The following is a 14,049-nucleotide window of genomic DNA, read 5'->3' on the forward strand; positions in this document are numbered from 1 at the left end:
CCCGCTTGCAACCTTGGGCCTGAATCAGCCTTAAAGCCTCAGTTGTCTAGCGGCTGCGACCATGTTGACCAATGCGGCTTCGGTTTCCGCCCAGCCTCGGGTCTTGAGGCCGCAGTCCGGGTTGACCCACAGTCGCTCGGCAGGAATGCGTCGGGCAGCCTTGGCGATCAGGCCGACTATTTCGGCTGTTTCCGGAACACGTGGCGAATGGATATCGTAAACGCCAGGGCCGATGTCGTTCGGATAGTCGAACGCTTCAAACGCATCCAGCAGCTCCATGTCCGACCGTGAGGTTTCAATGGTGATCACGTCGGCGTCCATGGCGGCAATGGACTTGATCACGTCATTGAACTCGCTGTAGCACATGTGCGTGTGGATCTGGGTCTCGTCCCGAACACCGCAGGCACAGAGGCGAAACGCAGCGACCGCCCAATCCAGATACGCCTGCCAATGCGCCTTGCGCAGCGGCAACCCTTCGCGAAAGGCTGCCTCGTCAATCTGTACGATCTTTATCCCCGCTCGCTCAAGATCTAGCACCTCGTCACGAATCGCCAGAGCCAGTTGTTGCGCCTGCACTTCGCGCGAGACGTCTTCGCGCGGGAAGGACCACATCAGCATCGTTACCGGGCCAGTCAGCATGCCCTTCAGCGTCTTGTCGGTAAGGCTTTGCGCGTAACGAATCCAGTCGACAGTCATCGGCCCGGGACGGCTGAGGTCGCCAAAGATAACCGCCGGTTTTACACAACGCGAACCATAGCTCTGCACCCAGCCAAAACGGGTAAACAGATAGCCATCCAGTTGCTCGGCAAAGTATTCGACCATGTCATTGCGCTCGGCTTCGCCGTGTACCAGCACATCCAGGCCGAGATTCTCCTGAATCTGTACCGCATGACGGATTTCGTGGCGCATGGCGTCGGTGTAGTCATTGAGCGACAGTTTGCCTTGCTTATAAGCCTGTCGCGCCAGACGAATCGCCGACGTTTGAGGGAAAGAGCCGATAGTGGTGGTCGGAAATGCTGGGAGTTGCAGGCGTTCACGCTGCACCTTGATGCGCTCGGGGAAAGCAGATCGACGTTGATGATCGGCGGCGGTCACAGACGCCAGACGCGCTTGCACCTGGGGGTTGTGAATGCGCGATGAGCGCGCACGGTTTGCCTGGATCTCGCTGCTCTTTGCCAGCGCTTCAACCACTTGGGCAGTCTGAGGGTCGTTCAGCGCCTGGCTGAGAATGGCGATTTCTTCGCTTTTCTGCACCGCGAATGCCAGCCAGCCTTTCAGTTCCGGGTCCAGCCGGTCTTCACGGCTCAGGTCGACGGGGCTGTGCAACAGCGAGCAGGACGCGGCGACCCAGAGGTTATTGCCAAAGCGTACATGAGCCTGCTGCAAGGCTGTCCGCGCAGCCTCCAGATCACAGCGCCAGACATTACGACCATTGACCACGCCAAGCGACAACACCTTATAGGACGGCAGGCGATCAAGCACAGTTGGCAGTTGCTCCGGCGCACGTACCAGGTCGATATGCAGACCGTCCACCGGCAGCGTGGCAGCCAGACCCAGGTTATCTTCAAGACCGCCGAAGTAGGTGGCGATCAGCTTTTTCAGCGGCGAATATTGCAGGCTGTGATAGGCGCGTTCGAATGCGGTTTTCCACTCCAGCGGCAGGTCCAGCGTCAGGATCGGCTCGTCGATCTGTACCCACTCCACACCTTGTGCCGCCAGACGCCCGAGAATCTCGCCATACACGGGCAACAACCGATCCAGCAGTTCAAGCCTGTCGAAACTGTCGCCTTTGGCTTTGCCCAGCCACAGGTAAGTCAATGGCCCTATGAGTACCGGCTTGACCTGATGGCCGAGCGCATGCGCTTCATCGACCTCTTCGAACAGTTGCTCCCAACTCAGCTGGAAACGCTGGTCCCGACTGAACTCCGGGACCAAATAGTGGTAGTTGGTGTCAAACCACTTGGTCAATTCCTGAGCATGCTGCGTCTTGCCATGAGACGCGCCGCAGCAGTTGCTTGCACCGCGCGCCATGGCAAACAGGGTGTCCAGCGTGGGCAATCCCGCGGCGTTACTCAGGTGGGAAAAGCGTTCGGGAATGACCCCGAGCATCAGCGACTGCGTCAGCACCTGGTCGTACCAGGCGAAGTCGCCAACCGGCAGTAGCTCGATACCGGCGTCTTTTTGTACCTGCCAGTGGGTTGCGCGTAGCTGACGTCCAACGGTGCGCAAGCCAGCCTGATCAAGATCGCCCTTCCAGCAGGCTTCCAGAGCTTTTTTCAATTCACGATCTGCGCCGATGCGCGGAAATCCAAGGTTGTGGGCCAGAGCCATAATGCGTCCTCCATAAAAGATGGCGCTATTGTCGACAGGCGGCACAACATGAGACAAACTCATTGTTTTCGTGATGGCCACAAATTTTATTCATGGAGCGTTGACGGTGCTTGAAATACGCCACCTCAAAACCCTGCACGCCCTACGCGAGGCCGATAGCCTTGTGGAAGCTGCCGAGCGCCTGCACCTGACGCAGTCGGCACTGTCCCACCAGTTCAAGGAGCTGGAAGAGCGCATGGGTATGCCGCTGTTTGTGCGCAAGACCAAGCCGGTACGGTTTACCAGCGCCGGTTTGCGCCTGTTGCAACTGGCCGACTCCATGTTGCCGCAACTGCGCAGTGCCGAGCGCGACATCGCCCGCCTGGCGGGTGGCACGGCGGGCCGGCTGCACATGGCAATTGAGTGCCACAGCTGCTTTCAATGGCTGATGCCGACCATTGACCAGTTCCGTGATGCCTGGCCGGAGGTCGAGCTGGACCTGTCTTCCGGCTTCTCGTTCGCGCCACTGCCTGCCTTGGCACGCGGTGATCTGGATCTGGTGGTGACTTCCGACCCGCTGGAATTGCCCGGCATCACTTACGTGCCGCTGTTCACCTATGAAGCGATGCTGGCGGTGGCCAATCAGCATGCCCTGGCGAGCAAACCGTACATCGTCCCGGAGGACTTGCTGACTGAAACGCTGATCACTTACCCGGTAGAGCGCGACCGGCTGGACATCTTCACGCGTTTTCTAGAGCCAGCCGACATCGAGCCGGCCCAGGTAAGGACATCAGAGTTGACGGTGATGATGATGCAACTGGTCGCCAGCGGCCGTGGGGTCTGCGGCATGCCGCACTGGGCACTGCATGAGTACAGCTCACGCGGTTATGTGAAGGCCAAGCGACTGGGCGAGAAAGGGCTGTTCGCGACGCTATACGCCGGCATTCGCGCCGACATGCTCGACGCACCCTACATGCGTGATTTTCTGCTGACCGCCAAGGACACCTCGTTTTCGACGCTGGACGGCGTGAGCGTGGTTCGCTGACGGCATCGTCCTGCACCGTAATGCAGGACGAATGCGCCGTTCAGCTCAATGCCGCCTGCCGCTTCAGATACAGCGGCAGGATCAGATCGCGGGTCAACGGCGCCAGTTGCAAATCCGCATGACTGTCCGCGTCAACCCACAGCACTTCTTCGATCTCGGCGCCAGGCACTGCCTGAGCGTCGGTCCTGACCTCATACAACTGGCAATTGACCTCGAAACCGGGCTCGTTGGCGGCGGGGGCCGTGAACTCACCGAGAAATACCGCCTGTGCCGGATCGACGATCAACCCGAGTTCCTCTTCAAGTTCCCTGGCCAGCGCCTGCGGCGCCGGTTCACCGGGCTCGATCTTGCCGCCCGGCTGCATGAAGGCCTGAGTACCGCGCTTGCGCACCAGCAGGGTACGGCCGTCTGCGCCGATCAGCAGCGCCGCCGCGATGCGGATGATCTTCATGCGAAGATTTCCGTTTTCAGCAGCCGAGCCTGATCAGCCCGCTCCAGCGCCAGAACGATCAGGCGATGGATCAGTTCGGCATACGACAGACCGCTGGCCTGCCAGAGCTTGGGGTACATGCTGATGGAGGTGAAACCCGGCAGCGTGTTGACTTCGTTGATGATGATGTCGCGCCCTTCGGTGACGAAGAAATCGACCCGCGAAAGCCCCGCGCAGCCCAACATCTTGTAAGCCTGCAACGCGATGTCACGTACCTGATCGCTCAAATCGTCCGGCAACTCGGCGGGGATGGCAATGCGCGCCTGATCACCGTTCAGGTATTTGGTGTCGTAAGCATAGAATTCGTCATTGGCAATGACTTCGCCACAGACACTGACCTGAGCATCGAGATTGCCCAGCACGGCGCACTCCACTTCCCGGCCGACAATGCCCTGCTCGATCAGCAGCTTGTGATCGAACTCGAAGCCCAGCGCCAGCGCCGCAGCGAAACCCGCCTCGTCGCAGACCTTGCTGACGCCCACTGACGAACCCTGGTTGGCAGGCTTGACGAACATCGGCAAACCTAACTGCCCGCTCGCCTCGGCGAACGAAAGGGTGTCACCACGTGTGAGCACCATGAACGGCGCGACAGCAATTCCCGCATCACGCAGTAGGCGCTTGGTCACGTCCTTATCCATGCAGGCCGCAGAGGCAAGCAAATCAGCGCCCACAAAAGGGACCGCAAGCATGCGCAACAGCCCTTGCAGCGCGCCGTCTTCGCCAAAAGCACCGTGGATCAGCGGAAAAACCACATCGATAGCTGCCAGCGGCTTGCCCGACTCGACCTCGACGAACTGGCCACCGATGCTGCCAGGCAGCAAGGACAATGGCTTGCCTGACTCGCTCAGTTTGATCCGTGCAGGGTCGGTGGCATTGAGCAGGTAATCGGCTTCGTCGAAGCGCAGCCAGCGGCCCTGCTTGTCGACGCCGATCAAGGTCAGCGCATAGCGTTCACGATCAATCGCATTGATCACGTTGCGTGCCGATTGCAACGAAACCTCATGCTCGCTGGATTGCCCACCGAAAACGATGGCGACTGACTTTTTCAAAGCGGCTACTCCTGTTTTTCAGGCCGCGAAGATAAAAGCAATGTTGGCTGTTAGTCCAGTAGATGATTGGCCGCACACCTGAAATTCAGACAAAAAAATCCCGGTCGTGGGCAATCCATACGAAATGCCCACGACCGGGAGGTCAGATGGCTCATTGAGCCGCTGCGGTTTCTTTCTTGCCGCCAGAGCCGAAGGTGGCGAAACGCTTGTTGAAACCCGCGATCCGGCCTTCGTTGGTGGTCTTGCGCTGCTGCCCGGTGTACATCGGGTGCGAGGCGCTGGAGACGTCGAGTGCGACATAAGGATAAGTGTTGCCGTCGCTGTGCTGTTGCGTGCGGTCTGTGTCCACAGTGGAGCCGATGAGGAAGTAGACATCGGCAGCGGTGTCGTGAAACAGCACAGTACGGTAGGCAGGATGGATATCAGGTTTCATGGGTATCTCTCCGTTGAGTTGACTGCAATCGTTATACAGTAACACAAGAGAAGATGAGAATGATTGCTGTTGATTGCCACCATTGCCACGCTTGATCGAACCTGCACCAAGGGCTGCTGTCGGCCTGATGCCGCGCAAAGGGCCGCGCCAGAGACATTCTGTAATAGCGCGCCTTTGCAATTCCCCGCGATTAGCGGCACCCTGCCGCGCCGCCGAACGTCACTGGTCGCTGGCCTGGAACCTGAGCCCGTGTGGCCAATCTTTATTCATCAGCACTTTCAAGAGTCCACCGTTATGAATAACGGACGCGATCATCGAATCGACTTCTTTCGCGGCCTGGCGCTGGTCTTCATATTCTGGGACCACGTGCCGGACAATCCTCTCGCGCAACTGACCGTACGTAACTTCGGCTTCAGCGACGCGGCGGAAATATTTGTCTTCCTCGCGGGCTACGCATCGATACTGGCCTACGGACGTATCGCCCGACGCGACGGCATGCTGGTGGCTGGCGTGCGGATCCTGCGCCGGACCTGGGTGCTGTATGTGGTGCACATCTTTCTGCTGACTTTGCTGATGGGCATCGTTTTCGTCGCCAACAACCACGTCGAAACCCGCGATATGGTTCAGCAGATGGGCCTTGAATACTTCGTCGGCAACCCGCAACAGGCATTGGCCGATGAACTGCTGCTGCGCTTCAAACCGAACCTGACCGACCCGTTGCCGCTGTATATCGTGCTGTTGCTGACCCTGCCCCTGACCTTGCCGTTGATGCTGCGCAAGCTGGAAGTGGCGGTCGGTCTGTCGATTGCCCTATACCTGATGGTGCCGTTGTTCGGCTGGAACCTGCGCGCCTACGAAGGCGGTGGCGTGTGGTACTTCAATCCTGTGGCCTGGCAGTTGCTGTTCATCCTCGGCGGTGCCTGTGCATTGCGCAGCGAATCGGCCACACCAGCCGAACGTCCTCCGTTACGCCAACAACCGCGGTTCCTGATGGCCGCCGTCTACGTGCTGATCGCGGGTATGCTGACCTTCAGCGAGAAATGGCCCGACCTGCACACCGCGCTGGTCTCGACCCTGCACCTCGAAACCCTGTACCCCATCAGCAAGACCGACCTGGCACCCGTGCGCCTGCTGCACTTCCTCGCCTTGGTCTACGTCGTCGCCCGACTGCTGCCCACCTCAAGCACCTGGCTGGAAAACTGGCCCGCCCGCCAGACCTGCCGCATGGGCCGTTATTCGCTGGAAGTCTTCTGCCTAGGCGTACTGCTCGCGCCACTGGCTGACATGGCAAATGCGCTGGCCGGCGATACCCGGCCAATGCAGGTCACTACCGCGATTGTCGGGCTGGGCTTGATGATGCTGATGGCCAATGGGCTGGAGTTGAATAAACGGCTGGGAAGATATAAAGCCGCCGTAGCCGTGTAGAGAAAGGAAAGTTTCAAATGCAAAGACTGGCAAAACGCATTTGCCAGTCTTCTTTACCTGTTTATTTACGGAGTACTCTTGATCAGTCTCTGATGACAGATATGTCCGACTTGCCCTTTATCAGGATGAGGTGCGTCAGCGCCTGTATCTCCAGCATAAAAATTGTGCACCATCCAATCGCCTTCAAAATATTGAGTACGCCAAAGATGTGTCCCTCTACCTTTCTCGGTAAAAACATCTGCGTCGTTTCCGCCGACACAGCGACCAATATCTACTACCGTGCGGACTTTACCGGATGCGTCAGTCTTTACAAAACCACCCAAATGGGATTTATCAGATTTTGGCAGATCGATTGAGTATGAAGCGATGCCCCCTTCCAGAGGCTTTCCAGTCGAGTCCGTCATATCGACTTCCAGAATAACATTGCTTATACCCTGAGCAGACAACGGCCCCAAGGTGGACGCATCAGGTGGTATTCTTGACATACCCTATGGCTGATCTCGCAGGCGCGCATAAGTGACTTTTGGAAACGAACCTAATATCAGGCCATAGGTAGAGCCTTGTACAAAAGGCCTGGACTTGTTATGAGACACACGAACAATTACATCCTGCCCAAGCGTCAAAGAAGAAAGCACAATTTTCTGACCACTGGCGAGCATATTCCATTTAGCGCCATCATGAATTTCCAACTGAGCAGATCCGGATAGATGCCCTTGAATCAACACCTTTTGCCCACGCAACGCTGTGAAGCCGTAATAGTGACTGTCCGCTGCGCTTACCAATGAATCCTTGATAAGATAAATTTGCCAGGCAGCTCAGTAAATTTAGGTTCTACAGCCTCCCCCGCCTTAACCTCGCCAAATCCCTCTAAAACTTACGCCTCCCTTGCCTGCCCATTTAAAATATCCCGCCCTACTTCGTGTGCTATTGCTTGCGTGTGTAAAGCGCATGCCCACAACTAGAATGCCAAAATCTTTGCTGCCTTGAGATTGTTTATGTAACGCTCCTAATATTATAAAAAAATAAAACAGGACGTAATAGAAGTCCGATCACAAGGTCAATAGCAAAACGAAAAATAAAGAAATTTCCTACAAAACAATTGCCACCCCAGCAGCTTGGGAATATTCCTACAAGCTTCTCAGCGCAAGCTTTTCCTGTCCGTGCCGTTAGTAAATTGACTAAAAAAAAGCAGGTACACAATGAATATCGACCCTAATTACATCTCTGCACAAGAATGGCAAACCCTGTTTGATAAAAAAAACGAGGTGACCTTGATCCCTTTGAACAAGCTCCTTATAGAGCCAGAACAAAAAAACAGCGCGACCCTAACGCTGAATTCTATACCACCGAGGAAACGCCCTGGTTTGCAGGCTACAAAAAGTCGGAGGCAGGACGCGCTATTTTAGAGAAAATGTCTGAGAAGGAAGCAAAAGATATCCGAGGCGAGTATCTGGAAAACTACATTAAAGCCTTTGACGAAACCATATGTCGTATGTACGACAATTTCCACGATTTCAAACAGCAGCTTTTTTACCTTAATACGGATCTGTCAAAAAAGCATTTCGGCTTCACGCTGGGCTTCAATCAAGACATTCAGGTGACCGACCCGGACGAGGTACTCACCCCGGCAGAGTTCACGTACCTGACCGAGAATCTGAACGAACGCCAACAACTGAAAGAGGATCTGCGTGCGCACGCAAAGATTGTGATGACGCTACTCGACCATTACACGGAAAAATTCGGTAACCAGCACACCCTCAATCTGGAGAGTTACAGCAAGGTCATCGACTACGGACAGATCTTCAGCCGCAACCATATTGGCAATTTCATGGACACGATTATCTACCAGATCGAGCGCAATGCGCCGAAACGTGAGGAAGAACCAAAACCTCTGGTTGATGTGCACGTTTGATGAATACAAATACAGGCCGTTGATATTTCGCTCGGAAGAACCAGTGGCATGCCATTGGTTCGTGACGCAGATCACACAAAGCCTGTGACTAGGAATTTTCCCACAGCTTTATCAGCCCAAGTATCTCGTTCATTTACCGATAACAAGAAAGACACATTCATTCAGCAAGGAGCAGAAAATGCACATTAGCACTATTACTTCTGACTTTATAATTTCTCCGTCGCGCCCCTCGAAACCCCTCCCAATGGGAGCACTAACACTATCGCCTGAGACCAAACCGAAACTGAGTGAAAAAGAAGAGTTTGCAAATGCTTTCTACACGCGCGTGGAAGAACCATGGCTGCAATTCACCTCCAACCATACCGACGATAAAGACCCGACCAAAAAAGTCACTCGCCCGATGACAAAAGAGCTTTATATAGAGCACCTTAATGTTGATGCATTACTTATGTCGGAACTACAATCCTGCTTTTACCAGAAGTTCAGAGCGGAACTCATAGAGTTGCGGCCTGACCTGGCGGGCAAAAATTTCAGCTATACGATAGGGGATGATGCCGAGCTTAAAATAATAGACTTGGACGATAAATTAGGCACGAATGAAATCAAGTATTTATCAGACGCCATCAACGAAAAAACCCCACTCAAGGATTGTGCGATCACTCATGCCAAAATCCTCATGACGCTGGCTGACCATGACACAGACACGTTCAAAGGAACCTACAAACTCGACCTGCTAAACTTTCAAAACATCATCGACCTTGGAAAAATAGCACTCAGCAAAAAAGATGACCCTAGTGAAATCTGGATAAATCAGATCAAAGAAAAAGCAGAAAAAAATCCGACACACTTGATCGACACAAAGGCCTGATAGTCCGGAAACGCTCTGCACCGCCTACCGCAGACAGAGCGTTTTCTTTAAATCAGTTCCTCGACCAGTTGATCAGCCAACGATTGCAGATCAACCCCAAGTTGTATACATGAGGCTTATCCGCCAGCTGTTCAGCGAGCCTATTGTTGGCCCAATATTTTTTTGGCTCGTAACGAGTGCTCCAGGTTTCCCGTCCATTTTCACTCAGGTGAGTAAAATTATCAGCGAGCAAGCCACCCTCACAGCGCTTAAACGTTACCCGATGCATTATTTTCCCCGAACTGTCCGAGGTATATTGCCCGTTAGCCTGATGATTTTTGATATTAAGTTCGAAATCAAACACACCGCCCTCCAGCAGAAAAGCCTTGCTGTCTGTAAACGTAACCTCCAGCATCGCTTCTGTGAGGGCTTGAGTCGCTAGAAAAGCGGGTTTGGTGAAACCATATGGAATCAACCTGAAGCCTTCCTCGTGATGCAATTCATAGCGCATATGAGGAAACGAGCCAAACACCACGCTGTAATCAGCAGTCTCAAACCTGGCACCGTCAGTCGCGACAATACGTATATTGACCTGTGAACCGGGATTGAGCCCTTCGATTCTTTCCGCCGATGAATGACGCTTGGGCTGCCACACCCCGCCATCCACCTGATACTCCAACCTCCATTTCTGGTCGTAATCCGAATCCGGCGTTGTAATCAGCACATTCTGGCCGCGCACAGCGGTGAAATTGTACTGATGAACTGCCGAGGTATTCTCCAAGGTATTGGAGATCTGATGAATCTTGTCCGACAACACGACAGGAGTCGAACGACTTTGGTTCTGTACAGCCTGTTCCAGCGTCGTTGGTTGATGACCGGCAACAGGAGCTACATCTACTTGTGCCAAGGCGTGATAAGACATCGCCAATAGCAGTCCAGACACAAACGCACGACCTGCCTTGCTTTTCTTGTTTTTCATCTTGTTAATCTCGAGAAGAGTGATTAATTACGCAGGGCATCATTGCCACTGACAAAATCGGACGTAATCACCTGTTGAATTCAAGTTCAAGCGGCTGAAACAATTATCGGAAACGTCCTACAAACAACCAATAATATTTTATAAGTTCAATAACTGTTTTTTAGAAACTGCTTCTGGGACGCTTATCGATGACTGACTTTTTCAGTCAACAGCAAAACTTAGACGAAAAAAGCACACAAGCCATGCCCGTCCAGGCACCGCCCCAGCCAATCCTGAAAACCACCAGACAAATCCCCCACATCGCCACCCAGCGTCTAAGCTTGGTTCAGGTGCGTTGCCAGGATGACCGGACTATCAACTATGGGCGTATTTCGGCATTCCGATAGCAAGCAAGAAGCGCTGTCCGCTGACCGCCAGGATGACCCACGCGCGCCAACGCGCCCGCGTCGCAAGCGATACGGATGGCGGGTGTTTTGGGTGATTGTGGTGCTGGCCGGCGTTGCGCTGGGTGTTGCAGTAACGATGGAGAGCCGCAGTTCCAGGCTGCAGGCGCGGGAATTCAGTCGTTTTGCCGCGAGCCTGAGTTATTCGATGCAGCCTGGGCCGAGTCATGATGTGGTGTATCCCGGTGATGGGCCGTTCGACAAGCGCCTGGGTTATTCATCGCTGGATGAGTTTCTGCCGCGCCTACTTAAACGCGATTATGTGATTACCCGCCAGACCCGGTTCTCTCCGGAGCTGCTGCGTTACGTCCGGCATGGGTTCTTCGTGCCTTACGAGGAAAAAACCCAGGCTGGCCTGTCGATCACCGATTGCCGAAACGAGCCGCTGTACGAGTTCAGATACCCGCAGCAGTTTTATCCGACCTTTGTCGCCATTCCGCCACTGCTGGTGAACAGCCTGCTGTTTATCGAAAACCGCGATCTGCTCGATCCGCAGCAACCTTTGGCCAACCCGGCAGTGGACTGGCCACGCTTCGTGAAGGCCGCGTGGTCGCAAGTGGCGAAGATGTTCGCCCTGCCCGGCCAGTCGGCCGGCGGCAGCACATTGGCCACTCAGTTGGAAAAATATCGTCATTCCCCCGATGGACTGACGCTGTCGGGTTCCGAGAAGTTGCGGCAGATGATTTCCGCCAGCGTTCGTGCCTATCAGCCGGGCACCGAGACACTCGCCGTGCGCAAGCGAGTGGTGCGCGATTACCTGAACAGTGTGCCGCTGTCTGCGGTGCCGGGGCATGGCGAAGTGCATGGTCTGGCCGAAGGACTACGGGTGTGGTTCGGCGCAGACTTTGCCAAAACCAACGAGATACTGGCTGCAAGCCCCGATGGCGAAAAGGGCCTGGCCGACAAGGCGCTGGCGTTGCGCGAGGTGCTGTCACTGGTGATTGCCCAGCGTCGTCCGTCGCATTACCTGGCCAAGGGCCGTGCTGAACTCGCCGAACTGACCGACAGCCACATCCGCCTGCTGGCTCAGGCCGATGTTATCGATCAACCATTGGCAAGGGCAGCGCTGGCCGCAAAGGTCACTTATCGAGACTGGGCACAGCAGCCGACCATTCAACCCATCGAAACCAACAAGGGCATCAGTGTCGCGCGCACCCGCCTGTCGAATCTGCTCAATCGCCCCCTCTATGACCTGGACCGTCTGGACCTGTCTGCCACCAGCACCTTGCACGGCGAATTGCAGCGCAGCGTCAGCCAGTACCTGCGTGATCTGGCCAACCCTGAGTTCGCTGCAAAGGTCGGTTTGATGGGGGAACGGCTGCTGACCCCCGCCAGTACCACCCAGGTACGCTACAGCTTCACGTTATTCGAACGCGGCATGGATGGTTCGCGCGTCAGAGTGCAGACCGACAGCACTGATCAGCCTTTCGACATCAACGAGGGCAGCAAGCTGGAACTGGGCTCAACGGCAAAGATGCGCGTGCTGACCACTTACCTGGAAATCATCGCCGAATTGCATGGCCGCTATGCGGGCTTGAGCCCTGTACAGTTGCGCAAAGTCCCTGTCGAAGAACCTGACCGGCTGACCCGCTGGGCGTTGGATTATCTGCTGATGAACAAGGACCGTGACCTCGCGAAGATGCTCTCTGCGGCCCTCGACCGGACTTATTCGGCCAGCCCGGCAGAAGCCTTTTTCACCGGCGGCGGCATGCATCGTTTCAACAATTTCCGGCGCGAGGACAACGAGCGGATTCCAACCCTGCGCGAATCGCTGCGTGAGTCCATCAACCTGCCGTTCATTCGCCTGATGCGCGATGTGGTGCGCTACAGCACTTATCAGGCACCCAACAACAGCGCCGAGCTGCTCAAAGATGACGACAACCCGCGTCGTCAGGAATACCTGGCTCAGTTCGCCGACCGAGAGGGCACGGTGTTCCTGTTGCGCTTCTGGAAACGCTACAAGGAAAAGACTACACAGGAGCGACTCGACACCTTCCTGGACGGTATCCATCCGACGGCCATTCGCCTGGCTGCCGTACATCGCTACTTGCTGCCGGGGGCTGATCAGGCCACGTTCAATACGTTCATTCGCGCCCATCTGGAAGAGCCCAAGGCAACCTCGAAGCTGACCGACAAGCGTCTTGCCGACCTCTACAAGGGCTATGGGCCGGGCACCTATGACTTGCCCGATCAAGGCTATATCGCACGCGTCCATCCGCTGGAGCTATGGCTGGTGGGTTATCTGCTCAAACACCCGGAAGCACAATTCAAGGACGCCGTGGCCGCCAGCCGCTTCGAGCGTCAGGAAGTCTACGGCTGGCTGTTCAAGAGTCGTCACAAAGGCGCTCGCGACAGCCGCGTACGGACCATGATGGAAGTCGAGGCGTTTCTGGACATCGAGCAGCGCTGGCAGCGTGTGGGGTATCCGTTCGACCATCTGGTGCCCTCGCTGGCGACGGCTATAGGCAGCTCTGGCGACCGGCCGGCGGCGCTCGCCGAGTTGATCGGCATTATCCAGAACGATGGTACCCGACTGCCTGCGGTGCGGATCGACAGCCTGCATTTTGCCGCCGACACACCTTACGACACCGAACTGACCATCAACCCCGAACTTGGCCAGCGTGTGCTGCCATCGGAAGTTGCTGCGGCAATGCGCGAGGCCTTGTCGCAAGTGGTGGACGGCGGCACCGCCAAACGCGTGCAAGGCACCTTCAAGATGCAGGACGGCAGCGTGCTGGCAATGGGCGGCAAGACCGGCACTGGCGATAACAGGATCGAAAGTGTTGGTGCAGGTGGACGTATTCTCAGTTCCAGAGCAATCAACCGTACGGCGACGTTTGTGTTCTATATCGGCGACAACCACTTTGGCGCTTTGACCGCGTTCGTACCGGGACGCGCCGCCGAAGGCTTTCGCTTCACGTCGGCGCTGCCCGTACAGGTACTCAAAGGCATGGCACCGATTCTCACGCCCTATCTGGAAAACCACGGACAGGCGATGTGCAATGCCCCGCTGCCCGACCCGCCAAAGGGTGCATGATCAGTAACGACCGCTCGTCTGCCGACTCTGTGCATACACTTAGATATATCTTAAGGTATATCTAACGTGTAACCAGAGA

10 protein-coding genes and 1 pseudogene are annotated in these 14,049 nt (G+C 55.6%); 5 read left to right on the plus strand and 6 right to left on the minus strand.

Annotation, left to right across the window (positions count from 1 at the left end; translation table 11 throughout):
- Positions 1 to 30: 30 nt before the first annotated feature.
- Positions 31 to 2,331, minus strand: a complete 2,301-nt coding sequence (gene metE / locus MME58_RS20055) for a 5-methyltetrahydropteroyltriglutamate--homocysteine S-methyltransferase (protein ID WP_054988502.1) — start codon at positions 2,329 to 2,331, stop codon at positions 31 to 33.
- A gap of 106 nt (positions 2,332 to 2,437) precedes the next feature.
- On the opposite strand from metE, the gene metR reads away from it, so the two are divergent.
- Positions 2,438 to 3,355: a transcriptional regulator MetR gene (metR, locus tag MME58_RS20060; protein ID WP_054988501.1), complete on the plus strand. Its 918-nt coding sequence runs from the start codon at positions 2,438 to 2,440 to the stop codon at positions 3,353 to 3,355.
- Between the two features lie 40 nt (positions 3,356 to 3,395).
- Here metR and MME58_RS20065 read toward each other — a convergent pair whose 3' ends face one another.
- The 3 genes from MME58_RS20065 to MME58_RS20075 form a co-directional block, all read right to left on the minus strand.
- On the minus strand, positions 3,396 to 3,806 hold the full coding sequence (locus MME58_RS20065; protein WP_055006400.1) for an NUDIX hydrolase: 411 nt from the start codon (positions 3,804 to 3,806) through the stop codon (positions 3,396 to 3,398).
- Positions 3,803 to 4,894, minus strand: coding sequence for a D-alanine--D-alanine ligase (gene ddlA / locus MME58_RS20070; protein WP_055006401.1), 1,092 nt, complete (start codon positions 4,892 to 4,894; stop codon positions 3,803 to 3,805). Before ddlA ends, MME58_RS20065 begins: the two co-directional genes overlap by 4 nt.
- A gap of 151 nt (positions 4,895 to 5,045) precedes the next feature.
- A complete protein-coding gene (locus MME58_RS20075; protein ID WP_054988498.1) occupies positions 5,046 to 5,327 on the minus strand; it encodes a type B 50S ribosomal protein L31 in 282 nt (93 codons plus the stop codon).
- Positions 5,328 to 5,621: 294 nt separating this feature from the next.
- Here MME58_RS20075 and MME58_RS20080 point away from each other — a divergent pair, with 294 nt between their 5' ends.
- Positions 5,622 to 6,752 carry an OpgC domain-containing protein gene (locus MME58_RS20080; RefSeq protein WP_054988497.1) on the plus strand — a complete coding sequence of 377 codons (1,131 nt, stop codon included), beginning with the start codon at positions 5,622 to 5,624 and terminating at the stop codon, positions 6,750 to 6,752.
- A gap of 65 nt (positions 6,753 to 6,817) precedes the next feature.
- Here the strand turns inward: MME58_RS20080 and MME58_RS20085 are convergent, their stop codons facing one another.
- A complete protein-coding gene (locus MME58_RS20085; protein ID WP_183139074.1) occupies positions 6,818 to 7,156 on the minus strand; it encodes a hypothetical protein in 339 nt (112 codons plus the stop codon).
- Between the two features lie 908 nt (positions 7,157 to 8,064).
- On the opposite strand from MME58_RS20085, the pseudogene MME58_RS27610 reads away from it, so the two are divergent.
- Both MME58_RS27610 and MME58_RS20095 read left to right on the plus strand, forming a co-directional pair.
- Positions 8,065 to 8,664: pseudogene (locus tag MME58_RS27610) on the plus strand (hypothetical protein); the annotation flags it as partial.
- Between the two features lie 178 nt (positions 8,665 to 8,842).
- Positions 8,843 to 9,532, plus strand: a complete 690-nt coding sequence (locus MME58_RS20095) for a hypothetical protein (protein ID WP_055006403.1) — start codon at positions 8,843 to 8,845, stop codon at positions 9,530 to 9,532.
- A gap of 52 nt (positions 9,533 to 9,584) precedes the next feature.
- On the opposite strand, the gene MME58_RS20100 is transcribed toward MME58_RS20095, so the two are convergent.
- Positions 9,585 to 10,490 (minus strand): hypothetical protein, encoded by a 906-nt coding sequence (locus MME58_RS20100; protein WP_055006404.1) that lies wholly within the window; start codon positions 10,488 to 10,490, stop codon positions 9,585 to 9,587.
- 360 nt (positions 10,491 to 10,850) lie between these two features.
- On the opposite strand from MME58_RS20100, the gene MME58_RS20105 reads away from it, so the two are divergent.
- Positions 10,851 to 13,970 carry a biosynthetic peptidoglycan transglycosylase gene (locus MME58_RS20105; protein WP_055006405.1) on the plus strand — a complete coding sequence of 1,040 codons (3,120 nt, stop codon included), beginning with the start codon at positions 10,851 to 10,853 and terminating at the stop codon, positions 13,968 to 13,970.
- Positions 13,971 to 14,049: the final 79 nt, after the last annotated feature.

It is taken from the genome of Pseudomonas syringae pv. tagetis (assembly GCF_022557255.1).
GTDB lineage: Bacteria > Pseudomonadota > Gammaproteobacteria > Pseudomonadales > Pseudomonadaceae > Aquipseudomonas > Aquipseudomonas caricapapayae.